Source organism: Allobosea sp. LjRoot9, from assembly GCF_964252745.1.
Lineage (GTDB): Bacteria > Pseudomonadota > Alphaproteobacteria > Rhizobiales > Beijerinckiaceae > Allobosea.
The window spans coordinates 74000-95874 of the sequence record NZ_CAXUPC020000004.1; the positions used below are offsets into that span (position 1 = coordinate 74000).

Annotated in this window: 18 protein-coding genes; 10 read left to right on the forward strand and 8 right to left on the reverse strand. The window is 65.4% G+C overall.

Annotated features, from left to right (window positions below; genetic code table 11):
• Positions 1-14: 14 nt before the first annotated feature.
• Positions 15-797 (reverse strand): 3-hydroxybutyrate dehydrogenase, encoded by a 783-nt coding sequence (locus tag ACSQ3P_RS17650; protein ID WP_311912431.1) that lies wholly within the window; start codon positions 795-797, stop codon positions 15-17.
• Positions 798-1041: 244 nt separating this feature from the next.
• On the opposite strand from ACSQ3P_RS17650, the gene ACSQ3P_RS17655 reads away from it, so the two are divergent.
• Positions 1042-2208, forward strand: a complete 1167-nt coding sequence (locus ACSQ3P_RS17655) for a patatin-like phospholipase family protein (protein WP_436166827.1) — start codon at positions 1042-1044, stop codon at positions 2206-2208.
• 175 nt (positions 2209-2383) lie between these two features.
• Here ACSQ3P_RS17655 and ACSQ3P_RS17660 read toward each other — a convergent pair whose 3' ends face one another.
• Complete coding sequence (locus ACSQ3P_RS17660; protein ID WP_436166828.1) at positions 2384-3733, reverse strand: MFS transporter; 1350 nt, start codon at positions 3731-3733, stop codon at positions 2384-2386.
• Positions 3734-3854: 121 nt separating this feature from the next.
• On the reverse strand, positions 3855-4340 hold the full coding sequence (locus tag ACSQ3P_RS17665; RefSeq protein ID WP_436166829.1) for an Lrp/AsnC family transcriptional regulator: 486 nt from the start codon (positions 4338-4340) through the stop codon (positions 3855-3857).
• Positions 4341-4463: 123 nt separating this feature from the next.
• Here ACSQ3P_RS17665 and ACSQ3P_RS17670 point away from each other — a divergent pair, with 123 nt between their 5' ends.
• Positions 4464-6857, forward strand: coding sequence for a transketolase-like TK C-terminal-containing protein (locus tag ACSQ3P_RS17670; RefSeq protein ID WP_436166830.1), 2394 nt, complete (start codon positions 4464-4466; stop codon positions 6855-6857).
• Between the two features lie 270 nt (positions 6858-7127).
• Here ACSQ3P_RS17670 and ACSQ3P_RS17675 read toward each other — a convergent pair whose 3' ends face one another.
• Positions 7128-7433 carry a hypothetical protein gene (locus ACSQ3P_RS17675; RefSeq protein WP_436166831.1) on the reverse strand — a complete coding sequence of 102 codons (306 nt, stop codon included), beginning with the start codon at positions 7431-7433 and terminating at the stop codon, positions 7128-7130.
• A 296-nt stretch (positions 7434-7729) separates the two neighbouring features.
• A complete protein-coding gene (locus ACSQ3P_RS17680) occupies positions 7730-8848 on the reverse strand; it encodes a hypothetical protein (RefSeq protein ID WP_436166832.1) in 1119 nt (372 codons plus the stop codon).
• Between the two features lie 449 nt (positions 8849-9297).
• On the opposite strand from ACSQ3P_RS17680, the gene ACSQ3P_RS17685 reads away from it, so the two are divergent.
• Positions 9298-10332, forward strand: coding sequence for an aspartate-semialdehyde dehydrogenase (locus ACSQ3P_RS17685; protein ID WP_436166833.1), 1035 nt, complete (start codon positions 9298-9300; stop codon positions 10330-10332).
• 209 nt (positions 10333-10541) lie between these two features.
• On the forward strand, positions 10542-11444 hold the full coding sequence (locus ACSQ3P_RS17690) for a DMT family transporter (RefSeq protein ID WP_436166834.1): 903 nt from the start codon (positions 10542-10544) through the stop codon (positions 11442-11444).
• Between the two features lie 209 nt (positions 11445-11653).
• Here ACSQ3P_RS17690 and ACSQ3P_RS17695 read toward each other — a convergent pair whose 3' ends face one another.
• Positions 11654-12535 (reverse strand): amidohydrolase family protein, encoded by an 882-nt coding sequence (locus tag ACSQ3P_RS17695; protein WP_436166835.1) that lies wholly within the window; start codon positions 12533-12535, stop codon positions 11654-11656.
• The gene (locus tag ACSQ3P_RS17700) at positions 12532-14244 is read right to left on the reverse strand and encodes an IlvD/Edd family dehydratase (protein WP_436167182.1); all 1713 of its coding nucleotides are present in this window, start codon (positions 14242-14244) and stop codon (positions 12532-12534) included. Before ACSQ3P_RS17700 ends, ACSQ3P_RS17695 begins: the two co-directional genes overlap by 4 nt.
• 197 nt (positions 14245-14441) lie before the next feature.
• Between ACSQ3P_RS17700 and ACSQ3P_RS17705 the strand changes: the two genes are divergently transcribed.
• The 6 genes from ACSQ3P_RS17705 to ACSQ3P_RS17730 are packed head-to-tail and all read left to right on the forward strand — an operon-like array spanning position 14442 to position 20441.
• Positions 14442-15722 (forward strand): ABC transporter substrate-binding protein, encoded by a 1281-nt coding sequence (locus ACSQ3P_RS17705; RefSeq protein ID WP_436166836.1) that lies wholly within the window; start codon positions 14442-14444, stop codon positions 15720-15722.
• A gap of 7 nt (positions 15723-15729) precedes the next feature.
• Positions 15730-16686: a carbohydrate ABC transporter permease gene (locus tag ACSQ3P_RS17710; protein ID WP_436166837.1), complete on the forward strand. Its 957-nt coding sequence runs from the start codon at positions 15730-15732 to the stop codon at positions 16684-16686.
• A gap of 1 nt (position 16687) precedes the next feature.
• Positions 16688-17548: a carbohydrate ABC transporter permease gene (locus ACSQ3P_RS17715; protein WP_436166838.1), complete on the forward strand. Its 861-nt coding sequence runs from the start codon at positions 16688-16690 to the stop codon at positions 17546-17548.
• A gap of 9 nt (positions 17549-17557) precedes the next feature.
• On the forward strand, positions 17558-18715 hold the full coding sequence (locus tag ACSQ3P_RS17720; protein ID WP_436166839.1) for an ABC transporter ATP-binding protein: 1158 nt from the start codon (positions 17558-17560) through the stop codon (positions 18713-18715).
• Positions 18715-19749 (forward strand): Gfo/Idh/MocA family protein, encoded by a 1035-nt coding sequence (locus ACSQ3P_RS17725; RefSeq protein WP_436166840.1) that lies wholly within the window; start codon positions 18715-18717, stop codon positions 19747-19749. The genes ACSQ3P_RS17720 and ACSQ3P_RS17725 overlap by 1 nt, the downstream gene beginning before the upstream one ends.
• A complete protein-coding gene (locus ACSQ3P_RS17730; RefSeq protein WP_436166841.1) occupies positions 19746-20441 on the forward strand; it encodes a GntR family transcriptional regulator in 696 nt (231 codons plus the stop codon). Before ACSQ3P_RS17725 ends, ACSQ3P_RS17730 begins: the two co-directional genes overlap by 4 nt.
• Before the next feature lie 120 nt (positions 20442-20561).
• On the opposite strand, the gene ACSQ3P_RS17735 is transcribed toward ACSQ3P_RS17730, so the two are convergent.
• A complete protein-coding gene (locus tag ACSQ3P_RS17735; protein WP_436166842.1) occupies positions 20562-21848 on the reverse strand; it encodes a PLP-dependent aminotransferase family protein in 1287 nt (428 codons plus the stop codon).
• Positions 21849-21875 lie beyond the last annotated feature (27 nt).

The following is a 21875-nucleotide window of genomic DNA, read 5'->3' on the forward strand; positions in this document are numbered from 1 at the left end:
CGCGCGTCCCTTGCTTATTCAGCGGTCCAGCCGCCATCGATCGGGAGGATGACGCCGGTGATCGATTTCGCGGCGTCCGAGGCGAGGAAGACGGCAAGCGCCGCGACCTCCTCGCTGGTGACGAATTGCTTGGTCGGCTGGGCGTGCAGCAGCACGTCGTTGATGACCTGCTCCTTGGTGAGACCGCGCGCCGCCATGGTCTCCGGTATCTGCTTCTCGACCAGCGGCGTCCAGACATAGCCCGGGCAGATCGCGTTCGCCGTGACGCCGAAGGTGGCGGCCTCGAGCGCGACCGTCTTGGTCAAGCCGGCAATGCCGTGCTTGGCTGCGACATAGGCTGATTTGAACGGCGAGGCGACGAGCGCATGGGCCGAGGCCGTGTTGATGATGCGGCCCCATTTGCGCGCCTTCATGCCCGGAAGCGCGGCGCGGATGGCGTGGAAGGCGGCCGAGAGGTTGATCGCGATGATCGCGTCCCATTTCTCGACGGGGAAGTCCTCGATCGGCGAGACGAACTGGATGCCGGCATTATTGACCAGGATGTCGACCGAGCCGAACTCGCTCTCGGCCTCGGCGATCATCGCGGCGATGGCACCGCCATGAGCCATGTCGGCGGGGGAATAGCGCGCGGCGACGCCGAAATCGGCCTCGATGCCGGCGCGTTCCGTCTCGATGGCGTCTGGCGCACCGAAACCGTTGATGACGATGTTGGCGCCCTCAGCCGCATAGGCACGGGCGATGGCGAGGCCGATTCCGGAGGTCGAGCCGGTGACGACGGCTGTCTTGCCCTTCAGCATGCTGCTCTCTCCCTCCAAACCCCGGACCGGTCCGCCGGCGCATGCTGCGCCGCAAAATCCGTGCCTGAGGGGTGATGGTGGAAGCTGACGCGGCGATGAAGCTTGCCTGACGGGACGATGACAGCGTCTTGCGGGATGATGACCGTGTCTTGGCGTCATATCGCTGTCACTCGATAGCGCTGTCTCCTGAGCGACTTCGGCATTATCATTGTTGCAGTGCGATCAGCCTGAGGACATCCGCGCCATGAACGCTCCTCCCTCCGTCTCCCTCTCTGATAGCCGCTATCTCGGCTGGCGGCCCGAGCGCTGCGACCGTGTCGCGCTCGTGCTCCAGGGCGGTGGGGCGCTCGGCGCCTATCAGGCCGGGGTCTACCAGGCGCTGCACGAGGCCGATATCGAACCGGACTGGGTCTCGGGCGTCTCGATCGGCGCGATCAATTCGGCCCTGATCGCCGGCAATCCGCGCGAGCGCCGGATGGAGCGGCTCAGGGCGTTCTGGGACCGCATCACTGATCGCAAGGTCTGGTGGTTCACGCCTGAGGGCGACATCTACCGCCAGGCGCGCAATGCGACCTCGTCCTTCTTCACCACCCTGCTGGGCCAGCCGGGCTTCTTCGAGCCGCGCCAGACAAGCCCGCTCCTGGCGGCAGCCGGCGCGGGCGACGCCACCAGCTTCTACGACACCAAGCCCTTGCGCGAGACCCTGCTGGAGCTGGTCGATTTCGACCTGATCAACCGCAAGGCGGTTCGGTTCTCGGTCGGGGCGGTCAATGCGGCCTCGGGCAATTTCGTCTATTTCGACAACGCCCAGGAGGCGATCGGGCCCGAGCATGTGATGGCGTCGGGAGCGCTGCCGCCGGCCTTCCCGACCGTGCAGATCGGCACCGAGCATTACTGGGATGGCGGCATCGTCTCCAATACGCCGCTGCAGCATCTCCTGGCCCAGGACGACACGCTGAACTCGCTGATCTTCCAGGTCGACCTGTTCTCGGCGCGCGGGGCACTGCCGCGCACGCTGCAGGACGTGATGGGCCGGCAGAAGGACATCACCTATTCCTCGCGCACGCGCCTGACGACCGACCTGTTCGCGCTGATCCAGAACTGGAAGAAGAAGACGCATCAGGCGCTCTCGAAAGTGCCCGATGGCAGCCTGAGCGAGGAGGAGCGGACGCTGCGCGACGAGCTCGCGCTGATGCCCGAACACACCATCCTGCAATTGATCTACCAGCAGAAATCCTATGAGGGCCACGCCAAGGACTACGAGTTCTCGCGCACTTCGATGCAGGAACACTGGAAGTCGGGCTATGAGGACACCAAGCAGACGCTGACCCGCAAGGACTGGCTGACGATCCCGCCAGACGGCGCCGGAATCGTGGCGCATGACGTGCACAGGGATTTCGAGCGGCGGTAAGGCCTGTCGTCCTGGCTCTGAACCACGCCGTCATCCTGGGCGACCGAAGGTCGTCCCGGGATCCATCGTAGGGAACTGCGCTCTACGATGGATCCCTGTGATCTGCGCGGCTTCGCCGCTGGTCCAGGATGACGCGGTGTTTCCCAGCCTAACTGCGGCGCTAGCGGAGCGGCCCTCAGGCGAGCTTCCCCGCAGCCGGCAGGCGGGTGCGCACCACGGCGCCGATCGCCGCCAGCGCCGCGGCGGTGAGCAGCGCGCCGAGCGTGAGATACCAGCCGACGGCGGCGATGCCGTAATGGCTGGCGAGCCAGGTCGCGATATAGGGCGCAAGCGATGCGCCGACGATGCCGCCGAGATTGAAGGTCAGCGAGGCGCCGGTATAGCGCACGGCGGTGGGGAAGAGCTCGGCCAGCGCGGTGCCGAGCGGGCCATAGGTGAAGCCCATCAAGCCGAAGCCGAGCACGAAGAACAGCGTGATCGCGGTCAGGTTGCCGGGAACGAACAGCGGCGTGAACAGGAAGCCGTAGGCTGCGATCGCCAGCGTGGTCCAGAACAGCACCCGGCGATTGCCGAAACGGTCGGCGAGCAGGGCCGAGAGCGGGATCGCCAGCCCGAAGAAGACGACGCCGACCATCTGCACCGGCAGGAACTGCCCGCGCGCATAGCCCAGCGCCGTGGTGCCCCAGCTCAGCGAGAACACCGTCATCAGGTAGAACAGCACGAAGGTTGCCAGCGCCGCGATGGTGCCGAGCAGGAGATGGGCCTTGTGCTGCGACATAACCGCGGCGATCGGCATGCGGACGCGCTCATGCTTGTCGATCGCCTTCTGGAATTCGGGCGTCTCGGTCAGACGCAGCCGGACATAGAGCCCGACGAAGACCAGAAGCGCGCTGGCCAGGAACGGAATGCGCCAGCCGAAGGAATAGAACTGCGCGTCGCTGAGCAGGTCGGTCAGCAAAAGGAAGCTGCCGGTGGCGCAGATGAAGCCGATCGGCGCGCCGAGCTGCGGGAACATGCCGTACCAGGCCTGCTTGCCGGGAGGGGCGTTCTCGGTGGCGAGCAGCACGGCTCCGCCCCATTCGCCGCCGAGCCCGAGGCCCTGGCCGAGACGGCACAGCGCCAGCAGCAGCGGAGCCAGGACACCGACGCTGGCATAGGTCGGCAGCAAGCCGATCAGGACCGTCGAGAGGCCCATCGTCATCAGGGCGGCGACGAGCGTGGCCTTGCGCCCGATCCTGTCGCCGAAATGCCCGAAGATCGCCGCGCCGATCGGCCGTGCGAAGAAGGCGATCGCGAAGGTCGCCAGCGATTGCAGCATCGCCGAGGTCGCATCCCCGCCGGGGAAGAACAGTTTTGGGAACACCAGCACGGCGGCGGTGGCGTAGATATAGAAGTCGAAGAACTCGATCGTCGTGCCGATGAGGCTGGCGAAGAGAATGCGGGCCGGCGAATTGGCGGCGGGAGCGGCAACGGGGGACGACACGGGACAGCTTTCGGTGATCGAGCCTGGGACGCTGGCGGCCATAGCGGAAAGCCGATTTGCAATCAATGCGCCAAACGCATGTCTGACGTCATATAATTGCGTCGCTATGCTGCTCATGCATCACTTCATTGCCAATGGCCGCTCTGTCCCGGGCGTCCTTGCTTCAGGCCCCCTTGCCCAATTCCACCGGCACCGAGAAGGAACGCTTCACCTGCCCGAGCGCAAAGCTCGACTCGATCGAGGCGACATTGTCGAGCCGGGTCAGCTTGTCCTTGAGGAAGCGCTCATAGGCGGCGAGATCGCTGACGATGATGCGCAGCAGGTAATCGCGCGGCCCGGTCATCAGATAGCAGTCGGCGACCTCGGGCCAACGGGCGACGATGGCGGCGAAGCGGTCGAGCTCCTCCTCGCGCTGGCGCTCGAGCTTGATCGAGGCGAAGACCGAGACCGGCAGGCCGAGCTTGTCCTGGTCGACGACCGCGACATAGCCCTTGATCACACCGGCCTCCTCCAGCAGCCGGACCCGCCGCGCGCAAGGGCTTGGCGAGAGCCCGACCTTGCCGGCGAGATCCTGAATGCTCATGCGCCCGTCGGCCTGGAGAGCCTGGACGATGCGGCGGTCGATGTCGTCTAGTCTGTGCTCTGGCATGGTCTCTCGCTTTCCGGCCCAGGATTAGCGGAAACCACCAATTGGGGAAGCCGCGGCTCACGTCTTTAGCTGCCAACGCTGCGGAAACCATGCATGATCACGGCCTCTTTTGGAGGCACATGCATGTCGGACCCGCGCCTGCCCATTCTCGCCGAGCTGGAAAAGAAGATCCTCTGGCTCGCCTCCTGGACGATCCACAACGCCAATCACCTCCGCGCCAGCGAGGACGGCATGAAGGTCGGCGGGCATCAGGCCTCCTCGGCCTCGCTCTGCACGATCATGACGGCGCTCTACATGGCGGCGCTGAGGCCGCAGGACCGGGTCGCGGTGAAGCCGCATGCCTCGCCGATCTTCCACGCCATCAACTATCTGATGGGGCTGCAGACGCGCGAGAAGCTGGAGAATTTCCGCGGCTACAAGGGCGCGCAGAGCTATCCCTCGCGCACCAAGGATATCGACGACGTCGATTTCTCCACCGGCTCGGTCGGCCTCGGCGTGGCGCAGACGCTGTTTTCCTCGCTGGTGCAGGATTACGTCAAGGCGCATGGCTGGGGTGAGAAGCGCCAGGACGGCCGCATGGTCGCGCTGATCGGCGATGCCGAGCTCGATGAAGGCAACATCTTCGAGGCCCTGATGGAGGGCTGGAAGCACGGCCTGCGCAACACCTGGTGGGTGATCGACTATAATCGCCAGTCGCTCGACGCGGTCATCCGCGAGGGGCTCTATGACCGCTTCGAGCAGATGTTCAGGAATTTCGGCTGGGACGTCGTCACGCTGAAATACGGCTCGCTGCAGCAGGCGGCCTTCAAGGAGAAGGGCGGCGAGCGGCTGAAGGCCTGGATCGATTCCTGCCCGAACCAGCTCTATTCCGCTCTGACCTTCCAGGGTGGGGCGGCCTGGCGCAAGCGGCTGATGGACGATCTCGGCGATCAGGGGCCAGTCACCAAGCTGATCGAAAGCCGCTCCGACGCCGAATTGTCCAGGCTGATGTGCAATCTCGGCGGCCATGACCTGCCCTCGCTCCTCGAAGCCTTCGAGGCGATCGACCATGACCGGCCGGTCTGCTTCCTGGCCTATACCGTCAAGGGTTTCGGGCTGCCGCTCGCCGGGCACAAGGACAACCATGCCGGGCTGATGACCAAGGACCAGATGGAGGGCTTCAAGACCGCCAATACGGTCCGGCCCGGCCATGAATGGGATCTGTTCGAGGGGCTGAACCTGCCCGAGAACGAGATCCGCGCCTTCCTCGACAAGGTGCCGTTCTTCGCCGAGGGCCGGCGCCGCAAGAGCGCACCGAAATTGCCGGTGCCCGAGACGCTGGAGGCCGGCATCCAGGCGACGATGTCCACCCAGATGGGCTTCGGCAAGATTCTGGACGATCTCGCCAAGCGCGGCGGGCCCTTGGCCGACCGCATCGTCACGACCGCGCCCGACGTCACCGTTTCAACCAATCTCGGGCCCTGGGTCAACCGGCGCGGCCTGTTCGCCAGGGCGGAGATGGCCGACACCTTCAAGGACGAGCGCATTCCCTCGATGCAGAAATGGGAGTTCTCGCCCAAGGGCCAGCATATCGAGCTGGGCATCGCCGAGATGAATCTGTTCATCAATCTCTCGGCGCTGGGCCTTTCGCATTCGATCTTCGGCGAGCGCCTGATCCCGATCGGCACGCTCTACGACCCGTTCATCTCGCGCGGCTTGGATGCGCTCAACTATGCCTGCTACCAGGATGCGCGCTTCATGGTGGTGGCGACGCCCTCGGGCGTCACACTCGCGCCCGAGGGCGGCGCGCATCAGTCGATCGCCACGCCCCTGATCGGAATGAGCCAGGATGGGCTTTGCGCCTTCGAGCCGGCTTTCGTCGACGAGCTTTCGGTGATGATGCGCTGGTCCTTCGACTATCTGCAGCGGGATGGCGAAGGCGATCCCAATGAGCGGACCTGGCTGCGCGACGAGACCGGCGGCTCGGTCTATTTGAGGCTCTCGACGTTGCAGCTCGAGCAGCCGAAGCGGGCGATGACGCCGGAGCTCGAGCACGCGATCATCGACGGCGCCTATTGGCTGCGCAAGCCCGGCCCCAACGCTTCGGTGGTGGTCGCCTATACCGGCGCTGTCGCGGCGGAGGCGATCGAGGCCGTCGGGTTGCTCGGTGAGGACCGGCGCGATGTCGGCCTGCTCGCGATCACCTCGGCCGACCGGCTCAATGCCGGCTGGCAGGCGGCCGAGCGGGCGCGCCAGCGCGGCAACCAGCAGGCGACGAGCCATATCGAGCGCCTGCTCGGGGAGCTGTCACGCGATTGCGGCATCGTCTCGGTGCTGGACGGGCATCCCGCCACGCTCGCCTGGCTCGGCAGCGTGCATGGCCATAAGCAGAAGGCGCTCGGCGTCGAGCATTTCGGCCAGACCGGCACGGTCGCCGACCTCTACCGCCATTTCGGCATCGACGCGAATGCGATCGTGCATGCCGCGCAGGCGGCGGCTCCGGGCCGGCCGGTGCGCTATCTGAAGGCGCTGCCCTAGAGCCGGATGATTTTAGACGGAGTCACAAAGTGACTCCGTCTAAAATCTGAATCCGCCTCTCATCAAGGAGTTAGAGCAGGATCAATGCGAAAAACCGGTTCCCACTTTTTCGCATCCTGCTCTTGAGCGCTGTCATCCCGTGCGCGCTGCGGCATTCATGCCGCTGCGCAGACACGGGACCGTCATCAGAAAGAAGCGCCTTCTCGTCGCGCGATCCCGCATCTGCGCAGCAGCACTTCGTGCTGCAGCGCGTGCGGGATGACGCCCGTCTCAGAAGCGCGGGGTCGAGAAGCTGTTGGCGAAGGGGTTGACGCCGGAGCCGATGCGGCTCGGCAAGGTGCCCTCGCCGTAGAGTTCGCCGGTGCTGGCATAGACCGGCGTGGCGGCGAAATGCTGGCTGGCGTAATTGTTCATCGAGCCGACCGGCACGACATTGCCGAGGTCGAAATAGCTGCGCTTCTGCACGGTGACGCGCAGCGGGCCACGGCGATTCTGCGCCTCGGCGATCGTCGTCGCGACGGTCAGCGCCACGAGCGAGAGGCCGAAGCCGGCGGCGAAACGCTGGAAGGAACGCATGACGAAAGGTCTCCTGAGGCGACGAACGGCGGGGCATCGGTCACGATGCGGGATGGCGCGACGATACACCTTCGTAGTTAACGGTTTTGTTCGCCTTCGCCAGAGGCAACGCACGCGAAAGTGAGATTTTGCGTTTCTAGCGATTTCAGGGGTCGTTTTGGGATACACAGCCCCCGTCCTGAGGAGCCGTCCCGCGGCGTCTCGAAGGGCGCTTCAGAGGGCGCGGGAACATCCCTGGAGACGCGGATTTCGTCCACTCTTCAGGATGAGGACTTCGCGCGTTCTGAGGTCAATCGTCAGCGCCTTGCGGCGGTCTTGAGCGCGGGGGCGGAGCCGTCGGCGTCGAGCCAGGAGGCCTTGCGGCCGGTGGCCGAAAGGCGCGGCGGCGCGCAGGCCGGCTGGCGGGCGAGCTCGGTGCGGGCGAAGGCCGAGCGCAGGGCCTTGTCCTCGCCGGCGGCGAGCAGGTCGATCCGGTCGATCAGGCAAACGAGCTGCTGGCGGTCGGCCGGGCGACTGGGCGCGCCGCACCACCAGCCGCTGAGGCCGAGCGGCAAGTCGCCAGCGCTCTTCATGTCGCCGGGACTCCTGCGGAAGGCGATGCAGGGGCGGCTGGCGTCGCCGTCGCTCAGCGTCGTATCGGCGGTCTCGACCGTGCCGAAGCGGGTCTCGATCGAAGTCGGAACGCCGCTGCGCTGGATCGACATGCCGCGCTCGGAGGCCTCGCGCACCAAGGCTATGACGAAAGGCTGCGGCCGCGCCTCGTTGTTATGGGTGACCAGCAGGCGCAAGCGCAGATGCGGCTTGTCGGCATCAAAGGCGCCGAAGCTCAGCGTGTCCTGGCGGCGGGCGCCGTCCTGGCTGCGCATCGCCTCATAGGCTGGCTGCTGACGGTCGAGTTCGGGCGATTCCAGGCCGAACATCGCGATCGGTCGGGCGATCTTGAGCCAGTTGTCGCCAATGAGCGCCTGCTGGCGCGGCTCCAGGAGCACGTCGCGGACCGGGCGGCTCTCGCTTGCGGCGGGAATCGTCAGGCTGGCGAGGCGCGGCTCGCTATCCCCGGCAGCGGACAAGGCGGTGATGAGGCTCGCCGTCAGGCCGATGCCGGTCAGGGCGGCAAGCCCACGCCAGACCAATCCGCCGGTCAGGCCCAACCCGCGACTCAGGCCCGAGCCGCGACGGCCGAAAGCGGCGAAGGCGCCGCGCAGCAGCATAGCGAAGCCGGTTTCGATCGCGTCGGCGCAGCGGATCAGCGTCGTGACGCCGTCGAAGCGCGCCAGACCGAAGCGCGCAAGACGAGGCCTGACTCGATCGATCGCGGTGCAGGCGATCCGGCCAACAGCCCTGGCGACGGACGCGACCGCCGGCCAATGCGAACGGACCGTGCCGAGCAGGATCGATGTGACATCACGCGACACGACCGGAACTCACCTTGTAGGCCGCGTCGTGTGCGCGGCTCGTCCTCAACTCGCGCGGAGACTGGCCGGGGGGGAGTCAGCGCCGGGTTACCGCCGGCGGGCGATCCGGAAACAGCGTAAATCGGAGGTCAAGGAGCAGGGTTAACGGCGGGGGACGTTGACTTTTGGCTGCCTTGGGTGTTTTGACTTGCGGCAAGGCGCGCGGGGAAACCTGCCTTGCGCCGACGCGAAGCCTTCAGCCCTTCGGGATTGGCCCTGTGAACGTCCGTCAGACGACGAAACGCACGACCAAAACGACGACCGGTAAAACGGTTACGTCGCGCTGACCTTCGCCTCGGTTCCGGGTTCTCTCCCCCCGGCGGGGATAATCGCCGAACCTGCTTCACATCATCGAGCGGGCCGGCATCCCGGGGGAGACCAAACCGGTTTCATCCAAAAGGACCATCACAATGAGCTTCAAGGTCGCGATTGTCGGCGCCACGGGTAATGTGGGCCATGAGATGCTCGATATTCTGGCCGAGCGCGCTTTCCCGGTCAGCGAGGTCGTAGCGCTCGCCTCTTCCCGGTCTATCGGCACCGAGGTCTCCTTCGGCGACAAGGTCCTGAAGGTGAAGGCGCTGGAGCATTACGACTTTTCCGACACCGACATCTGCCTGATGTCGGCCGGCGGCGAGGTCTCCAAGGAATGGTCGCCCAAGATCGGCGCGCAGGGCTGCGTCGTCATCGACAATTCCTCGGCCTGGCGCATGCATCCCGACGTGCCGCTGATCGTGCCGGAGGTGAACGCGGCTGCCGCCGCAGGCTTCACCAAGATGAACATCATCGCCAATCCGAACTGCTCGACCGCCCAGCTGGTCGTCGCCCTGAAGCCGCTGCACGACAAGTATGTGATCAAGCGCGTCGTCGTCTCGACCTATCAGTCGGTCTCCGGCGCCGGCAAGGAGGCGATGGACGAGCTCTTCAACCAGACGCGCTCGATCTTCGCCGCCGGCGAGATGACCACCAAGAAGTTCCCCAAGCGCATCGCCTTCAACCTCATCCCGCAGATCGACGTCTTCATGGAGGACGGCTTCACCAAGGAAGAGTGGAAGATGATGGCGGAGACCAAGAAGATCCTCGATCCGAAGATCAAGCTGACCGCGACCTGCGTGCGCGTGCCGGTCTTCATCAGCCATTCCGAGAGCGTCAACATCGAGTGCGAGAAGCCGGTCACGGCCGATGAGGCGCGCGAGGTGCTGCGCACCGCTCCCGGCGTTCTCGTCATCGATAAGCATGAGCCTGGCGGCTACATCACCCCGCATGAGGCGGCCGGTGAGGACGCGACCTATATCTCGCGCATCCGCGAGGACAACACGGTCGAAAACGGCCTCGCCTTCTGGTGCGTCTCCGATAATCTGCGCAAGGGCGCGGCGCTGAACGCAGTGCAGATCGCCGAGGTGCTGATCAATCGCAAGCTGATCCAGCCGCGCAAGCAGGCGGCGTGAAGCGAGGCGCAGTCATCTGCTGATCGAGGCGGGCCGTAAGCCCGCCTTTTTCTTGATGGGTCCTGTGGCTGTGCCCATGCCCGGACGCGGCCATGCATGGTCGCCGTTCGATCTTTGCGCAACGCGGGGCCGATCAAATCGATTAGCGTCGGGTTTCAATCCTGCGCGTCGATGATTTGCCAAACGCTCCCCACCCAGAACCGACACCCTTGCCGCCTGTGACGGCGGCGTTGCCGCTGCGTCGCGACAATGCCTTTCGCGGCATCGGGCTGATCCTGTTGTCGACCTTCTTCCTGACCGCGTCGGACGTGGTCTCGAAGCTGCTCACCGCCACGGTGCCGCCTCTGCAGATCACCTGGCTGCGCTATGGCGTCTTCACCGTGATCATGCTCGCCATCGTGGCGCGCAGCGGCGGCCTGGAGCGGTTGCGGACGCGCAAGCCGATGCTGCAGTTCCTGCGCGGCCTCGGCGTCACGGGCTCCTCGATCCTGTTCGTGATCGGGCTCAAATACCTGCCGATCGCCGACGCCACGGCGACGAGCTTCATCGCGCCCTTGTTCGTCACGGCCTTGTCGATCCCGATCCTGGGCGAAACCATCGGCTGGCGGCGCTGGACCGCGACGCTGGTCGGGCTGCTCGGCGTGCTGATCGTGGTGCGGCCGGGCGGCGCCGGCTTCCAGCTCGCCTCGCTGCTGCCGGTCGTCTCGGCCTCGACCTGGGCCTTCGCGCTGATCGTGACCCGCATGATGAGCCGGACCGAGAGCCCGCTGACGACCTTGGCCTATTCTGCGGTGATCGGCTTTGCGATCGTCAGCGCGGTGATGCCCTTCGCCTGGCAGCCGCTCACGGCGGAGATGGTCTGGCTCGGCGTCTTCGTAGGCACCACCTCGACGATCGGTCACTGGCTGGTGGTGCAGGCCTTCCGCCATGCCGACGCTTCGCTGCTGGCGCCGTTCTCCTATATGCAACTGCTCTGGGCCGCGATCTTCGGCTTTTTCCTGTTCGCCGTTTTGCCCGACATCTGGACGCTGGTCGGTGCGGTGATCATCGCAGGATCGGGCCTCTACACCGCGCATCGCGAGCGCATCAAGGCGCGGCTGCTGAGCGCCTGAGACAGGAGCGCTTCCGGCATCCTGCTAGCCCAGGGGCGCGCGTTTGCGCAGCGCGGCGCAGGGTTAGTCGGATGCCGCACAGTCCTGTGATATGCAGGACCGATGCTCTAAAGTGCTTCCGCGTTTCTCCGAATCGCGGAAGCGCTTTAGCCCCTTGTTTTATCGCATTTTCTTCACGCGAACCGGTGTCCACTTCGCTCGAAAATGCTCTAGGCCCAGTAGAGCCTGTTGGGATTGTCGACGAACACGGCTTTGCGAACGCCAGGCGGAGCCTGCCAGAGCGGCGACGTGACCAGGAGGTCCCCGTCGTGCGGCATCCCGGACCACAATTCGGTATGCGGCCAATCGGTTGCCCATAGCAGGCGATCGGGGCGAGCGGATAAGAGGGCCTCGACGATTGGCGCCATGTCGGCATAGGGCGCCCCGGTCTTGCTCATTCGGTACGGCGCCGACAGCTTGATCCAGAGCAGGCCGTCTTCCAGCAGACGCAAGAGTTGCCGGAATCCCGATGATACGACGCCGGCCTGCGGATCGGCGAAGCCGAGATGATCGATCACGATCGGCGCCGGGGAGCCACGCACGAGGACATCGAGATCGCACGACGTCGCCAGTTCGATCTGGAGCTGGATATGCCAGCCCAGCCGCACGATCCGCTGCCCGAGTGTTCCGATGGCGCTCAGGCCAAGGCCGCCGGGATTGCGGCGGTTGATGCGGATGCCCCGCACGCCGAGCCGATGCATGGCCTTGAGTTCGCCATCGGGGATATCGGGCGGCACCACGACCACCCCGCGCAGCTGATCGGGAGCGATTGCCAGCGCGTCGAGCAGGGCGCGGTTGTCCATGCCATAGACGCTCGGCTGGACCAGCACGGCGCGCGCGATCCCCAACGCCGCCATCACAGCGCGGTAGTCGTCGATCGTCAGGGGATGGGGCGTGTAGCTGCGCAGCGGCGCCAGCGGATAGTGGTCGCGGGGTCCGAAGACGTGCATGTGGCTGTCGCAGGTCCCGTCCGGCAGCGGCCGGGACGGCGCGGCGCCGGGCGGATGCGGTGGCAGGCATAGCGGCGCCTCGACCCTGGCGTCGCTGGTCACGACGCCTCATCGGGCGGGCGGACCATGAAGTCGAAATCGCAGCCTTCATCGGCCTGCAGCACCGTTTGCTGGAACAGCCGCGCATAGCCGCGCTTGGGCATCGCCGGTGCAGGCGAGGTCTTCAGCAGGGATCGGCGGCGCGCGAATTCGCTATCGTCGATCAGGAGATCGATGCGGCGGCCGGCCAGGTCGAGACGGATCATGTCGCCGCTCTCGACCAGCGCAAGCGGCCCGCCGACGGCCGATTCCGGCGTGATATGCAGCACGATCGTGCCAAAGGCCGTGCCGCTCATGCGGGCGTCCGAAATCCGCACCATGTCCTTGACGCCCTGGCGGCCGAGCTTCTTCGGGATCGGCAGATAGCCGGCCTCGGGCATGCCGGGCGCGCCCTTCGGGCCGGTGTTGCGGAGCACGAGGACGTCGTCCGCGCCGACGTCAAGCTCGGGATCGTCGATGCGGGCCGCCATGTCCTCGACCGAGTCGAACACCACCGCCCGGCCGGTATGCTGCAGCAGCCGCGCCGATGCCGCCGCCTGCTTGATGATCGCCCCGCCCGGGGCGAGATTGCCATAGAGCACCGCCATCGAGCCCTCGGCCTTGATCGGGGCCGAGCGCGGCCGGATCACGTCCTGCCCCGGCACATCCTCGGCCTTGGCGACGATATCGCGCAATGTCCCGCCAGCGACCGTGCCGGCATCGAGGTCGATCAGCTCGCCGAGCTGGGCGAGCAGCTTGGGCACGCCGCCGGCATGGTGGAAATGCTCCATATAATGGGCGCCCGAGGGCTTGAGATCGACGAGGACCGGCACCTTGCGGCCGATCTCGTCGAGCATGTCGAGGTCGTAGCGATGCGGCGTGCGATTGGCGATCGCGGTCAGGTGGATGATGCCGTTGGTCGAGCCGCCGATCGCCTGCATCACGACCGTCGCATTGCGGAAGGCGCGCGGCGTCAGCAATTCGCTGGGTCGTGGGCCACCATCGACCGCCATGCGCGCAGCAGCCGCGCCGCTGGCTTCGGCCAAGCGGATACGCTCGGCGTGGGGGGCTGGAATCGTCGCGCTCATCGGTAGGGACAGGCCAAGCGTCTCGGTGATGCAGGCCATGGTCGAGGCCGTGCCCATTACCATGCAGGTGCCGACGGAAGGCGCCAGGCGGCTGTTCACGGTCTCGATCTCGGCCTCGTCGATCTCGCCGGCGCGATGGGCGCTCCACAAGCGCCGGCAATCCGTGCAGGCGCCCAGCACCTCGCCCTTGTGATGGCCGACCACCATCGGCCCGACCGGGACAACGACGGTGGGCAGGTCGACGCTCGCGGCCGCCATGATCTGCGCCGGCAATGTCTTGTCGCAGCCGCCGATCACGACGATCGCATCCATCGGCTGGGCCCGGATCATCTCCTCAGTGTCCATCGCCATGAGATTGCGCAGGAACATCGAGGTCGGATGGGCGAAGCTTTCATGGATCGAGATGGTCGGGAACACCATCGGCATCGCCCCTGACAGCATGACGCCGCGCTTCACCGCCTCGATCAGGGCCGGCGCATTGCCATGGCAGGGGTTGTAGTCGCTGTAGGTGTTGGTGATGCCGACGATCGGACGATCCAGCGCATCGTCGGAATAGCCCATCGCCTTGATGAAGGCCTTGCGCAGGAACAGCGCAAACCCCTCGTCGCCATAGCTCGTCAGTCCCTTGCGCAGGCCTTTGGCCATCGTCGTTCCTCCCAGGGCCGTGACCGGCCAAGACATGATGTAGCATCCGCATGCGGCGCTTTATTGTCAATAATGAAGCGGGCCTACTGCTGATATGGCGCGATTGAAGCGATATTTCCATATTATTATTGACAATCTAGCTGCTCCGCGTAGCCTGCCCGCAAAATAAGAACGACCAACCTCGGAGGAGACGCATCATGAGACTTCGCGCTATCGGTCTGGCCGTCCTGACGGCCGCTTCCCTCAGTAGCGCGGGCTTCGCGCTCGCCCAGGAGAAGCAGATCACCATGTGGAGCAATTGGCCCGACGAGCCGGCCAAGAAGGACTGGGTCTCGGCCCGGGTGAAGGAGTTCGAAGCCAACAACAAGCAGTGCTCGGTGAAGCTGAGCTTCATCCCCAAGGCCGACATCTACACCCAGGCGAAATCGGCGGTGCGGACAGGGCAGGCGCCCGACATCTTCTACATGGAGCCGGACCAGCCGGAGTTCCTCGCCGGCGGCTTCCTGGAACCGCTCGATTCCTATGTCGACCTGGCGAATCTGGAGGATTGGGCCAAGCCGGCATGGACATCGAAGGGCAAGGTCTATGGCGTGCCGGTCGAGGCCTATACGGTGGAGCTCTATTACAACAAGGATCTGGTCAAGAAGGTCGGCGTGGATGTGCCCGCCTCCTTCCAGCTGACGCAGGCGCAGTTCCTTGACCTGGTGAAGAAGGGCGCAGCCGCCGGCATCACCCCGGTTTCGCAAGGCGTCGGCGACCGGCCCTTCCCGGGGGGCCAGCTTCTGTTCGAGTCGCTGCTGCGCAAGCTCGGCTCCGACGATTACGCCAAGCTGCTCAATGGCGAGCTGCCGTTCAAGGATCCGCGCGTCGTCGAGGTGATGAACTGGGTCAAGCAACTGGTCGACGCCGGCGCCTATCCCAAGAGCTTCGCGACGCTGAAGCTCGGCGAGTCGCATTTCTACTTCTACAACACGCCGGGCGCGCTGACCTTCCCCGATCCGAGCTGGTTCACCGGGCGCGCTTTCGCAGAGCCCGAGAAGGGCGGCATGCCGGCGAATTTTCCGCTCGGCATCATGAAATTCCCCGCCATGGACAAGGGCGATTGTCCGCAATGCAAGACGCTGGCGATCGGCGGCAGCTTCGTGATGTTCTCCAAGAGCAAGAACAAGGATTGCGCCGGCGCCATGCTGAAATCGATGGCGACGCCTGAGAACGGCACCAAATGGATCGGCGAGGTCTCGCTCCAGAGCGGGCTCAAATCCGATCAGGACAAGATCGTCAGCCCGCGCAAGGACTATTTCGCCGAGCTGAACGCACGCAACAAGGACGTGAAATACTTCTTCGGCACGCCGCTGCTCTACTATCGGGCCAAATGCGCCGACACCTATGTGCAAGTCATGAACAACGCCTTCCCGGCCGGTCTGCTGAGCGTTCAGGAGGCAGCCGAGAAGATGGACGGCGCCTGCCTGAAGAAGTGAGCCGATCATGCCGGAGGCGATGGCCTTGAACGTCAAGACGAGCGGCCGGGAGGCTTCCACCTCCGCCCGGTCGCTCGCCGACCCCCGCCGCGCGAGCCGCGTCGTGCTTGCGATCTTTCTGGCGCCGGCGCTTCTGGTCTATTGCGGGCTGACCGCCTATCCGGCCTTTCGGACCATCTTCGACAGCTTCTTCACGATCGAAGGGGTGGAGGCGAGCTTCGTCGGCCTCGCCAATTATCGCGAGTTGGTCTCCGACGAGACGTTCTGGATCGCGGTGCGCAACACCCTGATCTGGTCCTTCGTCGCACCGGTGCTCGACGTCGCGACCGGCCTGCTGCTGGCGCTGGCGCTCTATGCCGGCGTGCCCTTCGCCCGCTTCCTGCGGGTTGCCTGGTTCACGCCGGTGCTGCTCTCCTATGTCGTGGTCGCGATCCTGTGGATGTGGATCTTCAACTACGATTGGGGCGCGCTGAATGTGATGCTGCGCGCGGTCGGGCTCGACAGCCTCGCCTCGTCCTGGCTCGGCGATCCCAATCTGGCGCTGGCCTCGGTGATCGTCACCCATGCCTGGAAATGGGCCGGATTCAACATGGTGGTCTGCCTCGCCGCGATCCATTCGCTGCCGCGCGAGGTGCTGGAGGCGTCGGAACTCGACAATTGCGGCTGGGGCGAGAAGCTCCGCTACATCATCGTGCCGATGCTGCGGCCGACGCTGCTCTCGCTCTATATCCTCGCCTTCATCGGCAAGATGAAGATCTTCGACCTGGTCTGGATCATGACGCAGGGCGGGCCGCTCTGGGCGACCGAGACGGTCTCGACCTATGTCTACAAGCGCGCCTTCAACTGGAACACCTTCGACCTCGGCTACCCCTCCGCAATCGCGACGGTGTGGTTCCTGGTGGTGTGCGCCTCCGTCGTGATCCTCAACCGCCTTCTGGGCACAAAAGAGCGGCTGGAGTACTGAGATGGCCGCAGTCCCTCATCAGGCCGCTCGTCATGCGGCCATGCCGCGCCTGTTCAGCCGGGGGGCGCTTGCCCTGGTGCTGGGCATCTACACGCTCTACACGCTCGGCCCCTTCCTGTGGCTGGCGACGATGTCGGTGCGCACCACCGCCGAGATCAGCGCCGACCACTATGCCTGGCCGCGGCCGTTTCATTGGGGGCAGTTCAGGAGTGCCTGGGTCGATTCCGATTTCGCGACCTATTTCTGGAACTCGACGCTGGTCGTGGTTGGCGCCGTCGCCATCGTCACGCTGATCGGGGCGGCAGCGGCGCATGCGCTGGCGCGCTACCGCTTCCGTGGCAACCGGCTGATCTATGGCATCCTGTTCTCGTCGATCATCTTCCCGCCGCAGATCACGCTGATCTCGCTCTACCAGATCCTGGTCGACTACAATCTCTACAACAGCCTGCTGGGCCTGAGCCTCGTCTATGTCTCCCTACAATTGCCGCTGACAGTCTACCTGCTCGAGGGGTTCTTCGCCCGCATCCCGCAGGACCTGTTCGATGCCGCCAAGATGGACGGCTATGGCGACCTCGAGATCTTCTGGCGCATCGTCCTGCCGGTCGGCATGCCGGCGATCGCGACCACGCTGATCCTGAACTTCATCCAGCTCTGGAACGAGTTCCTGTTCGCGGTGGTGCTGATCACCGACCCTGAGAAGCGCACGCTGCCGATCGGCATCCGCGCCTTCATGGGCGATCATTTCCAGGACATCGGCATGATCGCGACCGGCGTGATGATCTCGGTCATCCCCGTCATCATCGCCTATGTCTTCTTCTCCGAGAAACTCATTCGCGGCATGACTGCCGGCGCGATCAAGTAGGAGGTCGTCATGGCCGTCGTCGGACTCGACAAGATCAGCAAGCGCTATGGCAGCAGCGGCCCGGTCGTGGTCGAGGACGTCGATCTCACCATCGGCGATGGCGAGTTCATGGTGCTGCTCGGCCCCTCGGGCTGCGGCAAATCGACGACGCTGCGGATGATCGCCGGCCTGGAGACGATCAGCAGCGGCACGCTCTCGATCAACGGACGGGCCGTCAACAATGTCCCGGCCAAGGACCGCGACATCGCGATGGTGTTCCAGTCCTATGCGCTCTACCCGCATATGAGCGTGGCGGAAAACCTCGCCTTCGGCCTGCGCCGACGCAAAATCGCCGAGACGGAAGTCGATCGACGCGTCAATGAAGCCGCCGGCCTGCTGGGCCTGACGCCGCTGCTGGCGCGGCGCCCGAGCGCTTTGTCGGGCGGGCAGCGGCAGCGCGTCGCGCTGGGGCGGGCCATGGTGCGCGAGCCGCAGGTCTTCCTGTTCGACGAGCCGCTCTCGAACCTCGATGCCGCGCTGCGAGTCAACACGCGCAGCGAGATCATCAAGCAGCATCACCGGCTCGGCTCGACCATGATCTATGTCACGCATGATCAGGTCGAGGCGATGACCATGGGCACGCGCATCTGCGTGATGAATGCCGGCCGGGTGGCACAGATCGGTGCGCCGCTGGAGGTCTACTGGCAGCCGGCCGACACCTTCGTGGCGCGCTTCCTCGGTTCGCCGCCGATGAACCTGCTGAAGGCTGCGATCTCCCGGGATGGCCTGCATGCGCGCAGCGCCGCGGTCGAGGCGCCGCTGACGCGCTGGGCGGCTGCCACGCTTGCCGGCGTCGCCGGGCGCGACATGACCTTCGGCGTGCGCGCCGAGGATCTGCTGATCGATGCGGCCGCGTTGAACGGCCAGCCCCATGGTACGATCCGGGGACGCACCATCGCCGTCGAGCCGCTCGGCGCCGAGACGCTGCTGCTGGTCGAGACGGAAGGCGGGGCCGAATGCATCGCGCGTCTGCCGCGCCATGTCGTGGCCGCGCCGGGCGAGCTCGTCGAACTCTTCTTCTCCACTGAGGCCGGCTATCTCTTCGACGGCGAAACCGGCGGGGCGATTCCCGCTTTGGAGACCGCGCCTGCCGCGCAGAAAGCCGCTGCGCAGCGGAGACCGCATTGATGGCGCAGCCGCTCAGGATCGGGCTGATCGGCGCCGGCTGGGTCACGCTCTATCATTTGCGCGGCTGGCGGGCGCTTGCCGACGATGCCGTCGTCGTGGCGATCGCCGACCCCGAGCATGACGCTTGCGAGCGCCGTGCTGAAGAGTTCGGCATTGGCGCTCGTTACCGGAGCGCAAGCGAGATGCTGGCGGCGGGCGGTTTCGATGCCGTCGATATCGCCGCGCCGCGCGCGGTCCATGCCGAGCTTGTCCGTTTGGCGGCCGATCACGGCTTGCCGATCCTGTGCCAGAAGCCGCTGGCTCCGACCCTGGGCGAGGCGCAGCGGCTGGTCGCAGACGTTTCCGGCCGGGTCCGATTGATGGTGCATGAGAACTGGCGCTTCCGCGCCTATTACCGTCAGGCGGCGCAGTGGATCGCACAGGGCCGGATCGGCGCAGTCAAGGCCGCCTCGCTGTCGCTGGTCACCTCCGGCACGGTGCCGAATGCGGAGGGGCGGCTGACCGCGCTGGAGCGACAGCCGATGCTGCGCGGCGAGCAGCGGATGCTGGTGGCCGAGGTGCTGATCCACCATCTCGATACGCTGCGCATGCTGCTCGGCCCGATGAGCGTGCGCGCGGCCGTGCTGAGCCGGACCTGTCCGGAGCTTGCCGGAGAGGACGGCGCGGTCGTGCATCTCGAAACGGCTGCGGGCGCGGGCGTTTCGGTGTTTGCGAGCTTCGCGGCGCATGGCGCCCAGCCCGAGCAGGTCGATCGCCTGACGATCCTCGGCGACCGCGGGGCGATCCGCCTCGACGGCGCGACACTGCGCCTGAGCGGGCGCGATGACGAGCAGGTCGGATTCGACCAGGCTGAGGTCTATCAGGGCGCCTATACCGCGACGCTCGCCCATTTCGCCCGTTGCCTGCGGGAGGGCACTGCGTTCGAGAGCTCGCCTGAAGACAATCTCGAAACCTTGCGTCTCGTCGAGGACTGCTATCGGCTCTCTGGTTGGGAAACGGCAGGCGCAAGCAAGGCAGAAGGACAGGTTGCATGAGCGAAGCACCGGCATCAGCCTCGCGTGTCGAGGAGCAGGCGGAGATTCTCCGTCGGCTCGAGGAGGACATCATTTTCGGGCGTCTCGCGCCGGGCTCGCGGCTTGTCGAGGACAGCCTGATGGCTCGCTACGGCGCGACGCGACATTTCATCCGGCAGGCTCTGGTCCAGCTCGAACGCACCGGCGTGGTCCGTCGCGAGAAGAATATCGGCGCGACCGTCTCGTCCTATTCGGCCGAGGAGGTCCGGCAGATCTACGAGGTTCGCGAGATGCTGACCCGGCAGGCGGTGCTGATGATCGCGCTGCCTGCCCCAGCCGAACTGATCACGCGGCTGAAGGCGATCCAGGCCGACTATGCCCAGCATGCCGAGGCCGGCGATCTGCGCGGAATCCACGAGACCAATGACGCCTTCCACATCGCCTTGTTTGGCGCCTGCGGCAATCCGTATCTGGTGCGCAGCCTGCAGGATTACATGGGTCTGACCTTGCCGATGCGGGCGAAGAACCTCGCCGATCGCGACGGCCTGCGGCTCTCGTTGCGTCAGCATGACATCATGATCGAGCTGCTCCAGGGCACGGATTCCTGGGCGCTGGCCCAGATCAACATCGACCATATGCAATCCAGCAAGGCCGATTATCTCGCGCGGACGGCCTCGATCGCGGGCCGAGCGCCGCTGGGGCTCGTCGATTGAACGCTGTGCAAGGCGTCCTCAGTGCCGGAAATGCTCTGAATCCGTCTCTGATCAAGGGGTTAGAGCAGGATCAATGCGAAAAACCGGTTCCCACTTTTTCGCATCCTGCTCTAGGTAGCTTCAGGCCTCGATGGGCTCATCACGCATCGAGGCTTCCGGCCCACCCCGGCGCTGAAGCTGGGCGCGCGACGAGACGTAATTGGCGATGGCACGCTCCAACCGCCGCACGCCCTCAGTGATGACCTCCGGTGAGCTCCGGGTGAAATTGACCCGCATCGCGAAGCGGTCCTGGCCGGTGAAATCGAAGACGCTGCTGGGCACGAAGGCGACCTTCTCCTCGACCGCGAATTGGTAGAGCTCGTCGGTGTCGATCGCCTGGTTCCTGGCCCGCATCCAGACGAACATGCCGCCGACCGGCACCTCCCATTCGAACCATTCGCTCAGGCGCAGGGCCGCCTCGTTGCACAAGGCGTCCCGCCGCTCCCGGTAGAGTGGAACGATCGCCTTGGCATGCTCGCTGTCGAAATCCTGTTCGAGCAGCTCGAGCGTGATCGCCTGGGTCAGCATGCTGCTGCTGAGATCGGTCGCCTGTTTCGCGAGCGTCAACGCCTGGATCATGCCGGGTTCGGCGATGATCCAGCCGACGCGCAGGCCCGGAACCAGGCTCTTGGAGACGGTGCCGAGATAGATCACCGGGCCGTCATAGGCGCGCGAACGCCGCGCGACATAATGGCCAAGGATGCTCTGGCCGGGCGGCCCATCCAATTGGATCGTCCTGTAGGGATCGTCCTCGACGAGCCAACTGCCTGCGGCCAGCACCTTGTCGAGCAGGGCGGCGCGGCGCTCCTGCGAAACCAGTAGCCCGGTCGGGTTGGAATAGTTCGGCACGGTATAGACGAATTTGGCCCGGGCGAGGGCATCGTCGAAACCGGGTTCCCGCAGATCCCAGTCGAGCTTGTGATAGAGCGGTGCGCGCGGGCGCCAGGCGTCGAGCGCGCCGAGATAGGTCGGCGATTGCGCGACGATCAGATCGCCGGGATCGACCAGCACCTTGCCGATCAGGTCGAGCCCTTGCATCGAGCCACTGGTCAGCAACACGTTCTCAGGCGTGAAATGCCCGCCGGTCTCGGCCGAGATGCGCGCCGCGATCAGCTGGCGCAGGGCGGGAAAGCCCTCGATCGCACCATATTCCAGGACCGCCGGCCCGTGCCGCACGAGCGCGCGCTGCGTCGCGGACTGGATCGCCGCGAGTGGATAGAGCTCCGCCGCGGGCAGGCCGCCGGCGAGGCTCACCACATCGGGGCGGCCGCCAAAGGCGAGAAACTGCTGGGAGATATTGTTGCTCGTCTTGAGCCATTGCGCGCAGCCTGGGCGTTTCCCGGCCGCCGGGCCTTTCGAAATCGTCATGTCCTGCTCCTCCAGAGCAGCTTCCGA